Source organism: Streptomyces sp. NPDC093018, from assembly GCF_040684035.1.
In the GTDB taxonomy this organism is placed as follows: Bacteria; Actinomycetota; Actinomycetes; order Streptomycetales; family Streptomycetaceae; genus Streptomyces; species Streptomyces murinus.
In genome coordinates, this window is the sequence record NZ_JBFBFF010000001.1 from 204,463 (window position 1) to 222,398 (window position 17,936).

The window sequence follows — 17,936 nt, forward strand, 5'->3', positions numbered from 1 at the left end:
AGGCCCGGGTCGGCCGCGTGGCGTGGTCAGGACGTCCACGCGGCCAGGCACAGCGCGCGGTCCAGTTCACTCGTGTAGTGGGCCGCGGCCAGCCAGGCGCGGGCGAAGCGGTCGGGGTCGGTGGGGCGCAGGCGGCCGAAGACGTCATGGGCACGGTCCGCTGCGGCGGAGTGCAGATCCGTGAGGAGTTCGGCCGCCGTCGCGAGCCCGGACCGGCGCAGGTGCCGGACATCCGCTCGGGTGTCGCCGGGAAGGGCGAGGACCGGGCGGCCGCCCGAGACCGCCTGATGGACGCGGCGCCGCAGCAGGTGGATCGGCGCCTCGTCGGAGGCGGAGACGGGGGCGGGTACGGGTACAGGTACGGATCCGGACGGGGCCGCCGCGGGCGTGGGCACGTCGGCGCCCTGGAGCCGGTCCAGGCCAATGTCGAGACGAGTGTCGGCCCGCGACGGATGCTCGGCGGCCAGCAGCTGGGCCCGGGGGTGCGGGGCCGGGGTGAGCCGGGCCACGACGCGGAGCCGGGCGCCACGGGCGGCGGACAGCAGGCGCAGATTGTCGCGATGGGGGAGCGCGGGGTCGTCGTGCGCCGCCGTCAGCCGCAGGGGCACGCCGGCGCAGTCGGCGAGGAGGCAGTCGCCCGCCGCCTCCGTCGCGGTTCCGGTGAGGATGACGTCCAGGAACAGCAGGTCACGGCCACCGGCCAGGGCGCGGGCGATCTGGTCGGACACCGGCTCCGCCCAGAGCCGGGCCACCGGCTCCTCCTGCCAGCCGGCGCCGGGGGCTCGTACGGCCCGTACCCCCGTGCCCGCCCCGAGCCGGCCCGTCGGGGAGACGGTGGCGCCCGACACCGCGAGTCCGGCGCGGGCCAGTTCACGATGAGTCAGCGCGGTGTCGCCGATCCGCACGGCGCGGTCGGCCGCGCCCACCGCCCGCCCGGCGCCGCCCGGGGCCACGTCGGACACCTGGTACAGCCGGCCCTCCGCGTCGGCGGTCCAGGTCACCGCGCCCGCGTAGCCGCTCGCGGTGAGCACCGGCTCGGAGAACAGGCCGTACAGGCGCAGCGAACCGTCCGGGCGGTAGGGCTGCCGCGCGGTGCCGCGCAGCGCGGTCAGTTCGCCGCCGGACGCGCCCGGCAGGCGGTGGGCCACGGAGAGCACGTCGCAGAGACCGGCGACGAGATCGGTCAGGTGGTACGCCGGATCGGCCGCGCGGGCGGCGCGCAGGGCGGTGACCACGGAGACGGCCGTGGCCGCGGCCCGGTGCAGACCCGCGAGCCGCGCGGTGTGCGCGGCGCGCAGCAACTCCGCCTGGAGCACGGCGCCCGCCCCGTCCGTACCGGCCTCCAGCACGGCGGACGTGGCCAGTTGTACGGCGCGGACGGCGGCGCGCTGCTCCGGCGAGGCCGTCTCGGGGGCCTGAGCCGCGTCCTCCTCCGTGGCCGGATCGTCCGGCCCGGCAGGGGAGTTGATGTCCTTTGCGACCGGAGCCAGGGAAGCGGCCGCGGCGCGGTGCAGGCAGTCCGGGGCCAGCAGACAGCCGCAGCGCACGGCATCCGTCCCCCTCACCGCGCCGTCCGGGGCGTGCAGTTCGAGGTCGGTGTCGTCGTCCACGGCGATGCGTACGACAGCGCCGTCGCGGACCACGGGCCGGTCCGCCAGCTTGGTGATGCCGGAGTCGAGGCGCTTGCGCAACCGGGGTGAGAGCGCCGCGACGAGTTCGGCGGTCACGGCCGGTGCGACCGGGGGCAGTTGCGGGCTCATGCGATCTTCTCCCCTACCCAGCGGGCGAGTTCGAGCGGACTGAGGGCGGCCACCGGCATGCCCGCGGCGACCAACTGGCCCGCGACACCGGTCGAGTAGCGCGGGCGGCCCGAGTCGTCGAGGCTCGCGCAGCCCAGGACGTGGCAGCCGGCGCCGACCAGGGCGCGGACCTCGGCGAGCAGCCCGCCGAGCGGATAGCCCTCCTCGAAGTCGCTGATGACCACGACGAGGGTGCGCGAGGGCACCGTGACCAGCTCGCGCGCGTGGCGCAGCCCGGCCGCGATATGGGTGCCGCCGCCGACCTGGACCTCCAGCAGCAGCGACAGCGGATCCTCGACATGGCCGGTCAGATCCATCACCTCGGTGGAGAACGCCAGGAAATGCGTGGACAGCGTGGGCACCCCGGCCAGCACCGAGGCGGTGAGCGCCGCCCAGATCGTGGACGCCTCCATGGACCCGGACACGTCGGTGACCAGCACCAGCCGCCAGTCGGCCGCACGCCGCGCACGGCTGCGGAAGACGGGGCGTTCGGGGATGACGAGGACCGTGCCGTCCGGGCGGCGGCGGGCGGTGGCCAGGTTCGCCCGCAGGGTGCGGGGAAGATCCAGGCCGCCACCGGGGCGCCGGCTGGGCCGGGGCAGGGCGGTGCCGTGCAGCGCGGGCCGAAGCCGGGTCGCCAGCTGCCGGGTCAGCGCCTCGACCAGCCGCCGTACCAGCGGACGCAGCGCCGCCAGCCGGGCCTCCGGCAGCCCGCCCGCGTGCCGCAGCACCGAGCGCAGCAGGTCCACGGAGGGCCGTACGGTGTCCGGGTCCAGCTCCGCGAGCACGTCCCGCCGCCCCGCGGCGGCCGCGGCCGCCAGCACCTCCTCCCGGATGCCTGGCCCGAACAGCGCGGCCAGCTCCTCGGACCACTCCCGGGCACCGGGGTACGGCGCCTCGCGCCCGCCGCGTCCCCGCCCCGCCATGTCGCCCCGGCTGCCCTCGCCGCGCCCCTGGCCGTACAGCTCGTCCAGCGCGGTCGCCAACGAGCGGGCGGCGGCGGGAAGTCGGCTGCTCCGGCGGCCCAGAAGGAGGCGCCAGCGGTCGGCGGGGGCGAGGGTGGGGGCGGACACCGTCGGCGCGGCGGGCTTGACGACGCCGTCCCCGGGGTCCTCGGTGCTGCCGTCCTCCTCGGACCGGCCCGTCGGCAGCAGGCCCAGCGCGGCCAGCGCCTCGCGGGCCGCCAGGTCGGCGCCGGTCCAGCGGGCCAGGGCCGTCGGGTCGATGTCCCCGGTGCCGGAGGGGCGTTCGCCGTCCAGGCGTTCCTCGACGGTGGACAGGAGCCGTTCGCGGGCGGCCGGGCTGAGGGTGTCGAAGCCGCCGCGCAGGGCCGGAAGCCGGTCGAGGAAGTCGCGGTCGGACAACTCCGCCACCCGGTCGAGCAGCGGTTCCAGCGCGGGCGCCGCCGATTCGAGCAGCGGTCCTGCCGCGGTCAGCAGACCGGCCAGCCGGGCGGTGAGCGCCGTACGGGACTCCGGGTCCCCGGCGCCGTCCACCCAGGAGGCCACGCGATCGCCGAACGCTCGCGCCTCCTCCTGCCCCAGCAGCACCCGTACGGCCCCGGCGGCGCCGCGCATCAGCGGGGAACCGTCGGCCGCCAGCCGGGCCAGCGCGTCCCCGAGCCGGATGCCGCCCAACCGGTCGGCGCGCTGGGCGAGTTCCACCAGGGCGCGGGCGTCGGCCGGGTCCTCGGCTCCGGTGAGCCCGTCGAGCTGCCGTACGGCGGCGGTGGTCAGGGCCTCGGCGACGGCCGCCGCGCGCCCGGTGCGCTCCTCGGCCGCCTCCAGTCCCGGGATGTGCCCGGCCCGCAGCCGGTCCGACAGGGCGAGCCCGGCGAGGAGTTCGGGCAGGGTGGCGGTGCCCGGGAGTATGTCGGCGGTCTCGGTGAGGCGCTCGTCGGCGAGGGCGGCCAGGCCGCACTCGGCCGCCTCCTCCAGGCCCCGCAGGATCTGCGCGGCCGTGGGTCCGCCCGCGTCCCGCTCCTGGCGCCGCCGCTCCCGCAGCACGCCCTCGGCGGCCTGGGCCGGGGTGACCCCGCGGATGCCGGCCACGCTCAGCATGGCCGCCGTGGCCGGGGTCCAGCGCACCTCCCAGCGCGAGGTCAGCGCGTCGGCGCCGCCCGCGGCGGTCACCGCCTTCGGCTCGGCGTACGGCACCGAGCACACCGCGAGGCGGCGCAGCAGAAGTTCGCGGCGCCGGTCCAGATCGGAGCGGAGCGGGTCGAGGCGCAGGTCCTGGGCGGTGCCGGGGGCCGGATCGGCGGGACCGGGCAGATTCAGCGCGAGCAGCTCGGCCTCCACCGCGGGGGCGAGGCCGCTGCGCGGCGCGTCCGGCGCGGGCCGCCCGGTACGGGTCCCGACGAGCACCTTCTCCATGGCCCTCGCCACGGCCCGCCCCCGGCCGTACGGCTCGCCCTGGGTCAGTACCGTCTGCACCGCCTCGACCAGTTCGCCACGGCCCGCCGCGGGCAGGTCCCGCAGCCGGGCCAGATCACCGGCGAGCCGCGCGATCTCGCGGGCGTCGGCGGGCCCGGACGGATGCCCCAACGCCCGCAGCTCGGCGCAGATCCGTACGGCGGCACCGGTCAGCGCGTCCTTGAGGGCCGCCGGGTCACCGGCCGCGTCCAGCCCCAGGTGCTGCCACTCCGGGTCGCGGATCCCGGCCGGGTAGCCGGAACGTGCGTCCAGAAGGGCGTAGGTGTAGGGGATGAGGGACGTCGACCAGGCCGAGGTCTTCTCGGGCGTGGTGGCGGTGCTCGTGTCGTCGTCGCCGGCCGCCGGTGCCGACAGCGCCGGGGCGTGGAACGCGCCGACCACGACCGCCGCACGCTCCCCGTGCGCCGTGGCCCGCGCCAGACACGCCCGCATCCACCGCTCCCGCCGCAGATCCAGCACCGGCACCCCGCCCGAGGCCACCGCCTCCTGCCGCAGCGCCCACCCCGTCAGCAACGCGGCCCGCCGCAGCGCCTCCGGCGATGAACCGGGCGCGGCCGCCTCAACCAACCGGTCCCACAGATCGTCCCCCGGGCGACCGGTGAGACGGGAGCGCAGCGCGGCGGCGATCCCCGGCCGGTCTGTGCCGGTGGGCGGCCGCGGGGCCCCGGACGAGCCCCGACCGGCCGTCGGTCCGTCCGCGTCCGGTGCCCCCGCCCACGCCCGGTCCGCCAGCGGCAGATCGCACGCGAGGACCGGTGTCCCGCGCCGCGCCGCCCACCGCACAGCCGCGAGTTCGGGGGAGAAGTCGGCGAAGGGGTAGAACGCCGGGCCGCTCGCCCCGGTCGCCGGGCCGCCCGCCCTGGTCGCCGTGCCGTCCGCCCCGGTCGCCGGTGCGGCGGCGAGGGCGACCGGGGCGCGGGTGTCCTCATGGGCGAGCCAGGGCAGCCACTCCTCCAGCTCGGCGGGGAGTTCCACCAGGAGCACGTCCGGCGCGGCCGCGTCCAGCAGTTCGGGCACGGCCGCGGCCAGCGAGGGCGCGTGATGGCGTACGCCGATGAGGTAGGGCGCCGACGGGTCGGTCAGGGCGGCGACGGCCGCGTCCGGGGTGTCGTACCGCACCGTCCTCAGCCCTCCAGGACCGTGCGCAGGTCCCACAGGGTGCGCCAGGTGGCGGAGCCCTGTTCGGCGCGGCGCCGGACCGGGCCGTCCCAGTAGCCGCGCAGCCGGGCCGCGTCCGCCGGATCGTCCTTGCGTACGACACCGAGCAGATGCCCCGGCAGCAGCCCGAGGACGTCACGGTCGCCGGGGAAGTACGCGGCGGCAAGACCCAGCGCGCCCGCCACGGAGACGGCCTCCGCGGTGCTCATCACCGTGGACGGCCGCTCCACCTCCCAGCCCTCCGCGGAACGCCCCTCCCTGAGGTCGCGGAACACGGTGACCAGGGCCTCCAGGACCGCGTCGTCGACCTGGAAGGGCGCGCCCGCCCGCTCCACCGAAGCCCGGGCCTGGCCACGGACCAGCGCGGTCTCCGCGTCGAGGTCCGCGATGGGCCCGACCGTCTCGAAGTTGAAGCGGCGCTTGAGCGCGGCCGACATCTCGGAGACGCCCTTGTCCCGCAGGTTGGCGGTGGCGATGAGGGTGAAGCCCGGTGCCGCGTGCGCCAACGCGTCCTCGCCGCCCGCCAGTTCGGGGATCGCGATGCGCCGCTCCGACAGCAGCGACACCAGGGCGTCCTGCACCTCGGGCAGGCACCGGGTGACCTCCTCGACACGGGCCACCGCGCCCCGGCCCATCGCGGTGAGCACCGGCGAGGGCACCAGCGCGGTCCTGCTGGGGCCCTGCGCGAGCAACAGGGCGTAGTTCCAGCCGTACTTCAGCTGGTCCTCCGTCGTACCCGCCGTGCCCTGCACGACCAGCCCGCTGGTTCCGCACACGGCGGCGGACAGCAGCTCCGACAGCATGGACTTGGCGGTGCCGGGCTCGCCGACGAGCAGCAGGCCCCGCTCCCCGGCGAGCGTGACGACACACCGCTCCACCAGCGCGCGGTCGCCGACGAACTTGCCGCCGATCTCCAGCCGCCGGGGCACCCCGTCCGGCACCGCGGCGTCCTCGGGCAGCCGCAGCGGCTGCCCGCCGCTGCCCATCACGAACGTGACCACGGCCCGGGGCGTGAGCCGCCAGGCGGGCGGCCGCGGACCGGCATCGTGAGCCGCGAGGAACGCCAGCTCGGTGGCGTACCGGTCCTCGGGCGGAACGATCTGTCGGGTGGTGTCGGGAACGAGGACGGTCGTCATCGGAGGGAGTCCTTCGAGGGGGTGCGGGTGGGAAGAGGAACGGAGGCGCGAGGGGAAGGGGAGCGGTCAGTGGTACGGACGGAATCGGGGGCGGGGCGGCGGGGGAGGGTGCGGGCGCGCCCGGAATCGTGCACGGCACCGCCGGAGAACCACCCCCCGGCCGCCTCCCCGCCCCCGTTCCTCACCGGCGCCTCCCCTTCCGCGTCGCCCGTGTCGTGAGCTCCTCGTACGCCGGGGCGTCGCCCGTCCGGACGCGGTTCCAGGCCCGGGCGAACAGTTCGGGGACCGGGAGCAGCGGTACCGCGCGCCGGTGCGGCGGCACCGGGTACAGGGACTCCTTCCAGGTCTCCAGCGGCAGCGCGGGAGAACCCAGGTCGCGCCAGCCGCACGGCAGGAACAACGTCCGTCCGGCGCGCGGGCGCCTGGCCTCGACCACCAGGTCCGTCGCGGCCAGTTCGGCGCGGGCCTTCTTCAGCCGGGCCGGACGCCAACCGGTCCAGCGGGCGCAGTTGCGGTCCGTCGGGTCGGGCAGGGCGAGCAACTGGAGGTAGAGCGCGGCCGCGTCCTCGCCCAGCCCGTACGTCTCGGCCACCTCGGCGACCAGCGCGGGCACACCGACCGTCGGGTCCTGCGCGTACCCCGGAGCCCCCTCGGCGTCGACCGCGCTGCCCAACTCCTCGCCGAGCAGCGTGCGTACGGCCTGCAGCGGACGCCCCTGGTACGGTCCGACCAGCCCCGCCAGCAGCCCGAACACGGCGTCGTCGGGCCCGTCGAGTCCGGCCGGCCGGATCAGGACCGTCTCCACGTCCTGGTACCAGGGGCGCAGCACGATCGCCTCGCCCACCCGGGTCAGTCCGTGCGCGTCGGCGCCGCCGGTCGCGGGCAGCCCGTACGCCTTGCGCAGCGCGGTCGCGGTCGGGGCGCCCTTCTCCGTCCGCTCGACGCCGAGGCCGAGTATCAGCCCGGGGTCGGTCAGCCGCCGGCGTACGGCGGCGAGCCCGGCCGGGAGCGCGGCGCGCAGCGGGTGGCCGTGCGGCAGGCCGTAGGCGAGGGAGGCGAGCCCGTCGACGGCGTTCACCAGATCGTGTCCGGAGGGCATCGCCGACGGGTCCTCGGGGACGAGCTCGCCGTCCTTGTCCGGCCGCAGGACCGTGGTGCGGCTCAGCCATGGGGTACGGGACGGGTTGAGCACCTCCTCGGCGTATCCGACGGGGAGCCCGGTCAGCTCGGTCCTGATGTCCTCGGGCACCCGGACCAGCGAGCCGAGCCGCTCGGCCCACACCCGGCCCGCGGCCGCCGTGTCCGGGCCGGTCGTCCACAGGCCGGCCGGGTCGCGGGGCAGCAGCGCGCCCAGCAGCTCCGTGCGCGGCTCCGAGCCGAGGCCGTGCAGCAGCGCGTCGCCGAACTCCCGCTGCTTGGGCTTGAGTCCGATCACCGCCAGGCCCTCGGCGTCGATGTCCTGCGGCTGCCCGGCGAGCAGGACGGCGGCCTGCGTGGGGCCGAGACCGCCGCCGCTCGCCGCGACCAGCGCCTCGGGTGCCCCCGCCGTCCAGGGCGCGGCGCCCTTCTCCCGGACCAGGCGGGTCAGCGCGGCCAGGTCCTCGCCGGTGATCGTGGTGTCGTACCGCACCTCCTGGTCCAGCGTGAAGTGGGCGACCGCGCCGAACGCGCCGCTCGGATCGTGGTCCAGCGCCAGCCAGTTGACGCGGCCTTGGCGAGTGTCGACGTTCTCGCAGCCGAGGATCACGACGGTGCGGCCGGCGCGGCGCAGCACCTGGCCGGCGCGCTGCTGCTTGTCGTGCGGTTCGCCGAGCACCAGCTGGCGGAGGGTGCCGCCGGCCTCGGCGAGCGGTCCTTCGGCGAGCGCCTCGAACAGCAGGAGCAGCGGCTCCCGCCGGGCCTCGGTCAGGGCGGGCGACGCGGCCCGGTAGGCCAGCGCGCGCAGCCTGCCCAGCACCTGCGGCCACACCATGCCGATGCCCGGGACGGTGAACTCCTCGCTCTCCCAGCCGTCCGTGAGGGCGCCGAGCCGCTCCCGGCCGGGCAGCGGGGTGCCGTCGGCAGGGCGGCCGGACAGCACCTGGTTCACCGCGCGGATCTGACGCAGCGCGTGCCACACCTCCTGCCGCCACCAGCCCTGGAGGGGGCCGAGCCCGGACACGGCCGCGTACACGCTGTGGTCGTCGCCGTGCGTGGGGCGGTAGTCGGCGAACATGCCCTCGGTCCGGTTGCGCGGCAGCCGGGGCCGTTCCTGCGGGGGACGGGCGAAGGCGGTCGCCGAGTCGGCGATACGCAGTGTCGACCTGACCAGCGCGGCGACACCGATGAGCAGCCGGGCGTCGGTCAGCCCCGGCAGGGCGTCGGCCACGATCTGCCGGACGACCTGGTCGGCGCTCGGCACGGCGGCCCTGGCCTGCTCGTCGTCCCCGGCGCGGGACAGCTCCTCCTGCCGCTTCGCCAGCGCCTCGGCGGCCACGCGCAGCATCTCGGCGACCGGTTCGTCGGTCAGGGCGCGCAGCACGGCAGAGCCCTGGACGTCGCGCGGGCGCAACGCGTGCCAGAAGGACAGCGGGGGCACGAACCGGGTGCCCGCGGCGAACTCCCCGCCCGGACCCTGGGGCGACACCCGCCCCAGCTCACCGGGACTGTGCCCGGCGCCGCCCGGGGTCATCAGCCCGATGCCGCGGTACTGCTCCACGACGACCGGCTCGGCGCCGCCCGGCAGCCGCAGCGCGCCCACCGGAATGCCGTCCGGCTGGGTCGCGGCCGCCGCCATCGAGACGGTCCGCCCGTCCGGCGTGCCCGCCGTCCGCAGCTTGCCGTCGCCCTCGCCCTCCATGCGCACCCAGCGTCCGAGCACCGTGCCGTCGGTGCCGAACGGGCTGTCCTCCAGGCCGGGTTGCAGGGGCAGCACCTCGCAGCGTTCCGTGAGCAGCTCGGCGTCCTCGCGGATGCCCGCGCGCAGCAGGGCGGGCAGGGAGGCGCGGCCGTGCGTCCCGGTGGCCGGGTCGTACTCCAGCCACACCGTGCGCCGGCCGTCCCTGCCCCGGCGCCACAGGGTGCTGCCGTCACCGAGGAGGCTCCGGGTCGGCGGCAGGACCGTGTCACCGGCGTGCAGCGCCTTGCCGCCGCTCGCACGGCCGCCGCCTGGCAGCGGGAGGGAGGGGACGATCGTCTCGTTCGGGTTCCACCAGGAGGGCAGCTGCTCGCCGCCGAGCTCGAAGACATCGGCCGGCCGGGACGACCAGTAGCCGTACTGCTTGCTGCCCTGCCGCCACATGACGAGCAACTCGCCGTCCACGTAACGGAATCGGGGCTGCTGCCAGCGGTCCGGGTCGTGCGGCAGCCGCAGCTCGTGGTCCAGGAGCACCCCCTGCGGCCCGACCACGAGCGCCTTGTGGCCGCGCGCGACGATCAGCGCCGGCCATGCCTCGTACACGGCGATCGAGTCGGTCTGCCGATGGCCGGGCCCCTGGACGCGGGTCTGCGCGTCCAGCACGGCCAGCGCCTCCTCCAGGGCGGGCCAGCCCAGTTCGTCCAGGATTCCGGCGCGCAGCGTACGCGTCAGCAGCGGCGCCGTCGGGTGGGCGGCGATCCGGGCCACGGCCCCGGGGCTGACCTCGGGGGCGATCGTCCGGAAGGCGTGCAGCCGGGACAGCGCGTGGCCGGCGCCGGGCAGACCCACCGCGTCCGTGAAGTCGTCGGCGGCCTCGTCCAGCCACTCCCGCAGCACCTCGGACAGGACAGGGTGCCCGGCGAGCGTCCGCAGCATCTCCGTGGCGCGCGCGTGACCGCCGATCTGGCCCAGGGCGGTGTGCAGCAGGCGCCGCAGCCGTGGGTCGGCCGCCACCGCCGCCAGGTCGCGCGCGCCCTCACGGGTGTCCGTCAGCCAGTTGGGCAGCGGCAGGAACATCCGCTCGCCGCCGCCCGGCACCGTGAGCGCGATGCCCTCCGTCAGACACAGGTCGAGCAGGTCCAGGTCCGCGCCCGCTTGCCAGCCGCCCGCGAACAGGGCCACCGGGCGCCCCGCGGCGAGCAGCCCCGGGGTCATCCGCCGGACCAGCGCGAGGGTGCCCGGCGAGCGCAGGGAGAACGACCCGCCGTGCTTGCGGAAGGACGCCCAACGGCTCAGCCAGTCCGCCGGATCGACCCCGTGCGCCGCGGCCTCGGCGGGCTCCGTCAGCAGCCGCTCGGCCCCCGTCTCCGCGAGCAGCGCGAGCCAGAACTCGTCGTCCTCGACATCCCGGCCGAGCCCGGCCGGCATGATCTCCAGCAGCCGGATCCGCGTCTCGGGCCGACGCCCGGCGAGGACCGGCAGCACCGCGCGGTAGGCGGTCCAGAAGGACCGGGGCGCGCGCACCGCGGCCGGGGAGGCGATCAGGTCGGCGACCAGAGCGCACTCCTCCGTCACCCGGTCCAGGCCCGCCGCCTTGATCAGCCCGCGCGCGTCCTGCGGCAGCGAGGCGTACGGCGGCATACCGGCGGCGCAGCGCTCCACCGTCAGCTGCCGGAACTGCGCCCAGGCCGCCGCCGGTTCGAGCCGGGTGGCGAGATCCTTCACATACTCCTTGAGGGCCTTGACGGTCAGCGCCCCGGCGAAGGCGAACTCCAGGAACACCGCGCGCCGCCGCTCCTCGTCCACCGCCAGCGCGTGCACCCGCTCGGCCTCGCGGGCCTTGCCGAAGAACGCCGCCGCGTACGTGGTGTTCTCGTGTCCCAGGAAGACCCGCGCGGCCTGCTCGTAGAACGTCGGCAGGAAGTGCGGCACCGCACGCCCCAGCCGCTCGCCCAGCGCCTCGAAGCCCTCCTTGGCGGCGCCCGGACGGGACTTGGCCTGCCGGGCGAGCCGTTCGACGTCCTTCACCAGGGCGAGCGCGTGATGGCCGTTCGCCGGGTCGTTTACCAGCGCCCAGGCCGGGAAGCCCAGCGTCTCCCGGCGCACCTGCCCGACCACGGGCGACTCGGGCTCCCGGGCCAGACCCAGGAACTCCAGCGCCAGGTCCTCGGCCTCGCCCAGCGTGCCCGGCACCAGCCGCACCACCCGGCGCCCGTCCAGCGCGGGATGCGTGTACGTGCGCACCGTCAGACGGTCGGCGTCCTCGCGGGCGGTGCTCCCGGGCGGCAGCACGGCCCCGGCGTCCAGCAGCGCGGTGACCGTCTTCTCGTCGTACGTCATGCCGCCCGCTCCTCGTCCTCGATGTCCCGCCCCGCGTACAGCGCCGCCGCCATGCGCATGCCCTCCGACCAGGCCACCGGCCCGACCTGATCGAGCCTCAGCACCCGGCCGCCCGGCTCGGACCAGGCCAGCGGGCCGGTCTCGGTCCGCGCGTAGCCGTCGTAGTCACCGATCCACACGCGGGCCTCGACGGCGCGGCCGTCCTCCACCACGGAGCACACCGCGTGGCCACCACGCACGCGGTAGCCGAGCTGGGCGGTACGGCCGTGCAGGAAGCGCAGCTCCTTGAAGACACCGCCCGCGTACTCCTCGATCTGCGTCGCCTTGGCATCCAGGACGGCCGGGCAATGCCAGACCTCGCGGAACAGCTGCTGGGCGCGCTGTTCGACACCCAGCTCCACGGCGAACTCCCGCAGCTCCTCCAGGTCTTCGAGGAGCACGGGGTGCGGGATGTGCACCAGCTCGGGGGCGATGCGGACGGTGTCGCCGTCGAGGTCCACCAGGCCGAGACCGCGCTCGGGGTCGGCGTCGCGCAGGAATCCGGCGACCGCGCCGTCCGCGCCGGTGACCACGAGGTCGCGCAGCGCCGACTGCCAGGCGGGATCCGGCCATACGCCAGTGAGGAGGGCCAGCGGCACCGGCAGCGAGCGGATCATCCACCGCTCGGCATCGGCCAGGCACTGCGCCTCATGCCGCTCCAGCCACTCGACGAGCTGCTTCAGACCGACGACCGCGGGATCGTCAGCGATCTTCGGTGGCACCGACTTCAACAACCGCCCGGACGCGTTGCGGCACACCACCTTCTTGCCGTCGAGGGCGACCTCGTAGTCACCGGCCGACACCCACCCCATACGTGCCTCCCGCACCGCAGTGATCAAGTGACGGGAACTCTAGGGGCGACCACTGACAACGCCCTCCGACGAACGGAGGGCGCTGGGGATACGTCTGTGGAGAAGCGGGCGATCAGCTCTGTGCGGAGCCCTTCGCCGAGTCCTTCTGCTGCTTGAGGTCCTTGATCCGCGCCGCTTCCTTGCGGACCTCGACCTGGGTGGCCTGCTCCTTGAGGAGCCACTCGGGCCGCTCCTGCTTGAGCGCCTCGATCTGCTCCGTGGTCAGCGCCTCGGTGACGCCGCCGCGCGCCAGACCGGCGATGGAGACGCCGAGCTTCGAGGCGACCACCGGACGCGGGTGCGGACCGTTGAGACGCAGCTCGCGCAGCCACTGGGGCGGGTCGGCCTGGAGCTCGTTGAGCTCGGCACGCGAGACCACACCCTCCTGGAAGGAGGCGGGGGTGGCGGGGAGGTACACACCCAGCTTCTTCGCCGCGGTCGCGGGCTTCATCGTCTGGGTGCTCTGCTGCGACTTCATGAGGACAAGGGTATCGGCCGTGCGTGCGGGAGCCGACCACGAGCCGGGCGGCGGACGGCGGGGATCACGGCCGGTGACCATGGGCGGCGCCGCGGCCGGTAACCTGGCCTGGTGACAGGCTCGGAGGAATCACCGTCGTTCCGGCTCGCGTACGTCCCCGGAGTGACACCCGCCAAATGGGTGAAGGTCTGGCACGAACGCCTGCCCGACATCCCGCTCACCCTCGCGCAGGTCCCCGCCGCCGAGGCACCGGAGCTGATGCGCGCGGGCGAGGCCGACGCGGGTCTCGTACGGCTGCCCGTCGACCGCGACTTCTTCAGCGCGATCCCGCTCTACACCGAGACCAGCGTGGTCGTCGTCCCCAAGGACCATGTGATCACGGCCGCCGACGAGGTCACCCTGGACGACCTCGCCGACGAGGTGCTCTTCCACCCCCTGGACGACGTCTTCGACTGGGACCGGCCACCCGGCGAGGCCGCGTTCGAGCGGCCCGCGACTACCCAGGACGCGATCGAGCTGGTCGCGGCGAACGTCGGCCTCCTCGTCGTGCCGCAGTCGCTCGCCCGCCTCTACCACCGCCGCGACCTCACCTACCGGCCGGTCACCGACGCGCCGCAGTCCGGTGTCGCCCTGTCCTGGCCGGAGGAGGCCACCACCGACCTGGTCGAGGAGTTCATCGGCATCGTCCGGGGCCGCACGGTCAACAGCACCCGGGGGCGCGGGGCGGCGGGGCGCCCGGCGGACGGCGGTACGGCGGAGAGCCGTACGGCCAAGTCGGGAGCCAGGTCGGCGGGCAAGCCCCAGGGCGACAAGAAGGCCCGGGGCGCCGTTTCCTCCGGCGCCCGGCAGAAGCCCGGGGCCGCCAAGTCCTCGGGCGGCCGGGGGCAGCGGGCCCGCACGGGCGGGGCCAAGCCGGCGGCGAAGCGCGGGAAGCCGAAGAAGCGCTCATAGGCGGCGGACGCCGCAGCGCTCTCGGGCCGAGCGTTTCTCAAACCGCCTGATCGTGTTCCTCCGGCCGTGCCGCGCTGCGTGCCGTGCCCAGCGGTTCCGTCTGCCGTTCCCGCAGGTCGGCCAGCGCGAGGACCAGGGCGAGGCCGATGATGCCCACGGCCGTCAGCAGCGCCAGCTGGAGCGCCCGCGCGGGGCTGCCGTGGTTGGCCAGATGGGCGAAGTACACCGCGCCCACGGCGGCGATCCCGGCGGCTGAACCGATGCGCTGGGCGGTCACCAGCACCCCGCCCGCCGCGCCCGCCCGCTGCACGGGAACGGTCGCCAGGGTGAGCGTGGTGTTGGGGGAGATGGTGACGCCCGAGCCGAGGCCCGCGATCAGCAGGGGCAGCGCCGCCGCCCAGGCCACGCCCTGCCCCGGCACCAGCTGCACCGTCGCGATCACCGCGAGCAGGCCCAGCGCCACCACCGCGAGACCGGCGACCACCAGCTTGCGCCCGTGCCGCACGACGAGCCGGCCGCTGACCCCCGCGCCGATCGCCGAACCGCACGCGAACGGCAGCGAGGAGAATCCGGCCGCGAGCGCGGTGTAGCCCACGCCGTTCTGCAGGAACAGCGTGTAGACGAAGAAGAGCGTGGTGAAACCCGCGAAGTAGACCAGATTCAGCAGCACCCCGAGCGAGAAGGACCGCTGGGCGAACAGCCGCAGATCCAGCAGCGGCGCCTGCCCCCACCAGCCCTGCCAGCGCTCCCACGCCCAGAACCCCGCCAGCAGCAGCGCGGCCACCGGCAGCAGCGCCCACTTCAGCCGGCCCGTCCACTGCTGCTCCTGCACCAGGGGCAGCATCAGCGCCAGCACGCCGGTGCCGAGGAGCAGCACCCCGGGCAGGTCGATGCCCTCGCGTCGGCCGGACGCGGGCGGGGTGCGCGGCAGCAGCCGCAGCGCAGCGCAGAAGGCGGCGACACCGATCGGCAGGTTGACGTAGAACACCCAGCGCCAGCCGTCGTCGGTGCCGAACAGATGGATCAGCAGTCCACCGGCGGGCGGGCCGATCGCCGTGGACAGCCCGACGACGCTGCCCAGCATGCCGAACGCCCGCGCCCGCTCGGTGCCCCGGAACATCTGCTGGATCAGCCCGGTGGTCTGCGGCGCCAGGATGCCCGCGGCCACGCCCTGCGACAGCCGGAAGAACACCAGCCAGCCGGCGTCCGTGGCCAGCCCGCACGCCGCCGAGGCCAGCGTGAACAGGGCGAGCCCGTACAGGAAGACCGTCCGTCGTCCGCGCAGGTCCCCGAGCCGTCCGGCGGGCACGAGGGCGAGTCCGAAGGTGAGCGCGTAGCCCGAGACGACCCAGGACAGGGCGGCCGTGTCGGCGCCGAGGCCGCGTTCCATCGAGGGGAGGGCGACATTCACGATCGAACTGTCCAGCAGCGTCATGAAGCCCGCCGTCAGACAGACCCAGAGCGCCTGCCAGCGGCGCCGGTCGTCGGCCGGCCGGGCCGTGTCCATGGTCATGGGGGCCACGCTAAGCAGCGGCCGGGCCGTGAGCGGGTAAGAGAGGAAAATCCGGCGCGTCGGTGTTTGTCATGCTATAGAGCGCCAAGTGTCACGTCGTATTCGGCGCCTTGGAGGTCGCGGGGGCAGCCGGTCGACAGACGGGGGCAAGCACGGTTTCGTGATCATGGAGTTGCGACGCTCCGGGACCACCGGAGGTCCTGTGCCCGCGCTGCCGTCATGGCCGGCCGAACCGCTGTGGGAACGGTTGTGGTGTTGGCGGCATCCCGGCGGTGGCTGCGGGCGTCGACGCGTCGTGGCCGGGAGCGGCTGCTCGAAGGGCGGCGGTCAGGTAGCGGTGAACGCTGTCCAGTTCGCCGGGGGTGAAGTCCTCGGCCGCCTCGACCAGGTCGGCGATGAGCGGGCCGAAGAAGGACCGACCCAGTTCCACGGCTTTCCGCTCCACCGTCAGCACGACGCGTCGTCGGTCCTTCTCATCGCGTCTGCGGCGGACGAGCCCCAGGCGCTCCAGCCGGTCGAGCAGGGCAGTGGTGCCGGCCGAGTTGAGCCGCAGTGCCGCACCGAGTCGTCCCGGGGTGACGTCGGTGCCCGCCCGGTCGGCGTCGAGCAGGTGGATGAGGGCCCGCAGATCGGTCGGGTGCAGGCCGTTTCGTGCGGCGAACTCGGCGCCGCGCAGATCGAGTTCCACGGTCACCGCGCGCAGTAGATGGACCAGCCGCATCGCGGGGTTGATGTCATCGCTCACCGGACAAGTATCTCGCCAAGCGAGATACTAGGTCAACGAGATGATTCCCTGGGGGGTCCACCGTGTCCTCATCCCAAGAGTTCTTCGCCGCTTACGACGCTCTGCTCGCCCGCTGGCCCACCGGTACCGCCGAGATCGACGTTCCCACCCCGTTCGGGACCACCCGTGTCCACGCCTACGGCCCCGCCGACGCAACCCCGGTCCTCCTTCTGCACGGCGGCGGTTCCACCGGCGCGGTCTGGTTCGCCAATGCCCCAGCGCTCGGCACGCACCACCGGGTGCTGGCCGTGGACATCCTGGGCGATGCCGGACGCAGCATCCGCGGCGGGCGTCCGCTGCGTACGACCACCGACCTGATGGCCTGGTTGGACGCGCTGCTCGACGGCCTCACCGTGTCCCGCACGCACCTGGTGGGCCACTCCTACGGCGGGTGGATCGCCCTGACCTATGCCCTGCACGCCGCGCGGCGGGTCGATCGGCTGGTACTGCTCGATCCGACCCAGTGCTTCGCCGGTTTCCGCCCGGGTTTCCTGCTGCGCTCGCTGCCGATGCTGCTCCGCCCGACACAGGCCCGCGCACGCGCCTACCTGGACCGCGAGACCGCGGGGACCGACACCGACCTGGGCTGGAAGCGGCTCTATGCCTTGGCGATCTCGGGCTTCGCGAACCGGAAACTGGTCGTCGGCCGACGCCCGGACCCCACGGCACTGAGCGTTCCGCTCCTGGTCCTTCTCGCCGGCCGCAGCGACGTCCACGACGCCGCCGAAATCGCAGCCCGTGCCCGCAAAGCCGTACCCGACGCCAGGATCGAGATCCTCGCCGAACTCACCCACTTCGCCATCCCCACCGCCATGCCGACCCGGACGAACCACCGGATCACCGACTTCCTGGCAGACAACAGGAGAAGCAAGCCGCCCCGGACGCGGTTTGAAGGAGATCACGCTCTCAGGCGGAGTCCGTGGCGGCCGACCCCCGGAGCCAGGCGTACGCCGAGCGGGCCGTGAACTCCTGCTGCCCGCCGCGCAGCAGCAGGCTCGCCGTGGCGAACCCGGGGTCGTCGGCCTGCTCGGCGACATAGGGGACGGCGACGCAGCGCATCCCGGCGGCGTGCGCGGCGGCCGCGCCCGGAGCAGCGTCCTCCAGGACCACGCAGTCGTACGGATCCGCGCCGAGCCGCCGCGCGGCCTCCAGGAAGGTGTCCGGCGCCGGCTTGCCACGCGGGACGTCGGCCGCCGAGACCACCACGGAGACGAGGGTGTCGAGGCCGGTGCCGGTCAGGACCGCGGCCATGGCCTCGGGCGAGGAACCCGAGGCCACCGCCGTCGGCACGCCGTCGGCGGCCAGCAGCTCCAGCAGCGCCCGCATCTCGGGATACACGCGCGTATGGGCACGGGCCAGCTCCAGATAGCGCCGGTCCGTCGCGGCCAGCAGTTCCTCGGCCGGGACGCGCAGCCCGTAGCGCTCCCGCCAGAGCAGGACCGTGTCCCGGGTGCTGACACCGACGTAGTTCTCGTGGTCCGCCCAGGTGTAGTCCGGCACGCCGTACTCGGCCAGGGCCAGACGGCTCGCCTCGTAGTAGTTCGGCTCGCTGTCCACCAGCGTTCCGTCGAGATCGAAGATGACCGCGAGGGCGCCGAGATCGCTCATGCGCTCCA

At 75.0% G+C, this 17,936-nt stretch carries 11 protein-coding genes; 2 read left to right on the plus strand and 9 right to left on the minus strand.

Going from position 1 to position 17,936, the window contains the following annotated elements; all coding sequences use genetic code 11:
• Window positions 1-26 precede the first annotated feature (26 nt).
• The 6 genes from AB0N90_RS00845 to AB0N90_RS00870 all read right to left on the minus strand — a co-directional run bounded on the left by AB0N90_RS00845 (window position 27) and on the right by AB0N90_RS00870 (window position 13,072).
• On the minus strand, window positions 27-1,760 hold the full coding sequence (locus AB0N90_RS00845; protein WP_365192119.1) for a hypothetical protein: 1,734 nt from the start codon (window positions 1,758-1,760) through the stop codon (window positions 27-29).
• Window positions 1,757-5,353, minus strand: a complete 3,597-nt coding sequence (locus tag AB0N90_RS00850; RefSeq protein WP_365192120.1) for a DUF5682 family protein — start codon at window positions 5,351-5,353, stop codon at window positions 1,757-1,759. Before AB0N90_RS00850 ends, AB0N90_RS00845 begins: the two co-directional genes overlap by 4 nt.
• Before the next feature lie 5 nt (window positions 5,354-5,358).
• The gene (locus tag AB0N90_RS00855; protein ID WP_365192121.1) at window positions 5,359-6,528 is read right to left on the minus strand and encodes an AAA family ATPase; all 1,170 of its coding nucleotides are present in this window, start codon (window positions 6,526-6,528) and stop codon (window positions 5,359-5,361) included.
• A 181-nt stretch (window positions 6,529-6,709) separates the two neighbouring features.
• Window positions 6,710-11,704, minus strand: coding sequence for a hypothetical protein (locus AB0N90_RS00860; RefSeq protein WP_365192122.1), 4,995 nt, complete (start codon window positions 11,702-11,704; stop codon window positions 6,710-6,712).
• A complete protein-coding gene (locus AB0N90_RS00865; protein ID WP_365192123.1) occupies window positions 11,701-12,555 on the minus strand; it encodes a DUF4132 domain-containing protein in 855 nt (284 codons plus the stop codon). The genes AB0N90_RS00860 and AB0N90_RS00865 overlap by 4 nt, the downstream gene beginning before the upstream one ends.
• A gap of 112 nt (window positions 12,556-12,667) precedes the next feature.
• Complete coding sequence (locus AB0N90_RS00870; protein WP_365192124.1) at window positions 12,668-13,072, minus strand: DUF5997 family protein; 405 nt, start codon at window positions 13,070-13,072, stop codon at window positions 12,668-12,670.
• Between the two features lie 111 nt (window positions 13,073-13,183).
• Between AB0N90_RS00870 and AB0N90_RS00875 the strand changes: the two genes are divergently transcribed.
• Complete coding sequence (locus AB0N90_RS00875) at window positions 13,184-14,023, plus strand: LysR family substrate-binding domain-containing protein (RefSeq protein WP_365192125.1); 840 nt, start codon at window positions 13,184-13,186, stop codon at window positions 14,021-14,023.
• A 37-nt stretch (window positions 14,024-14,060) separates the two neighbouring features.
• On the opposite strand, the gene AB0N90_RS00880 is transcribed toward AB0N90_RS00875, so the two are convergent.
• Together AB0N90_RS00880 and AB0N90_RS00885 are read right to left on the minus strand one after the other, a co-directional pair.
• On the minus strand, window positions 14,061-15,536 hold the full coding sequence (locus AB0N90_RS00880) for an MFS transporter (RefSeq protein WP_365192126.1): 1,476 nt from the start codon (window positions 15,534-15,536) through the stop codon (window positions 14,061-14,063).
• A gap of 217 nt (window positions 15,537-15,753) precedes the next feature.
• Window positions 15,754-16,257 carry a MarR family transcriptional regulator gene (locus AB0N90_RS00885; RefSeq protein WP_365192767.1) on the minus strand — a complete coding sequence of 168 codons (504 nt, stop codon included), beginning with the start codon at window positions 16,255-16,257 and terminating at the stop codon, window positions 15,754-15,756.
• A gap of 86 nt (window positions 16,258-16,343) precedes the next feature.
• Here AB0N90_RS00885 and AB0N90_RS00890 point away from each other — a divergent pair, with 86 nt between their 5' ends.
• Entirely contained in the window at window positions 16,344-17,285 is a 942-nt protein-coding gene (locus tag AB0N90_RS00890; protein WP_365192127.1) for an alpha/beta hydrolase, read from the plus strand.
• Here the strand turns inward: AB0N90_RS00890 and AB0N90_RS00895 are convergent.
• On the minus strand, window positions 17,227-17,928 hold the full coding sequence (locus tag AB0N90_RS00895) for an HAD family phosphatase (RefSeq protein WP_365192128.1): 702 nt from the start codon (window positions 17,926-17,928) through the stop codon (window positions 17,227-17,229). The two genes, AB0N90_RS00890 and AB0N90_RS00895, sit on opposite strands and share 59 nt — an antisense overlap.
• Between the last annotated feature and the right edge of the window lie 8 nt (window positions 17,929-17,936).

Coding starts and splice junctions, on each gene's coding strand:
- AB0N90_RS00880 (WP_365192126.1), bottom strand. CDS start 15,536: ATGACCATGGACACGGCCCGGCCGGCCGACGACCGGCGCCGCTGGCAG.
- AB0N90_RS00860 (WP_365192122.1), bottom strand. CDS start 11,704: ATGACGTACGACGAGAAGACGGTCACCGCGCTGCTGGACGCCGGGGCC.
- AB0N90_RS00895 (WP_365192128.1), bottom strand. CDS start 17,928: ATGAGCGATCTCGGCGCCCTCGCGGTCATCTTCGATCTCGACGGAACG.
- AB0N90_RS00865 (WP_365192123.1), bottom strand. CDS start 12,555: ATGGGGTGGGTGTCGGCCGGTGACTACGAGGTCGCCCTCGACGGCAAG.
- AB0N90_RS00870 (WP_365192124.1), bottom strand. CDS start 13,072: ATGAAGTCGCAGCAGAGCACCCAGACGATGAAGCCCGCGACCGCGGCG.
- AB0N90_RS00855 (WP_365192121.1), bottom strand. CDS start 6,528: ATGACGACCGTCCTCGTTCCCGACACCACCCGACAGATCGTTCCGCCC.
- AB0N90_RS00845 (WP_365192119.1), bottom strand. CDS start 1,760: ATGAGCCCGCAACTGCCCCCGGTCGCACCGGCCGTGACCGCCGAACTC.
- AB0N90_RS00885 (WP_365192767.1), bottom strand. CDS start 16,257: ATGCGGCTGGTCCATCTACTGCGCGCGGTGACCGTGGAACTCGATCTG.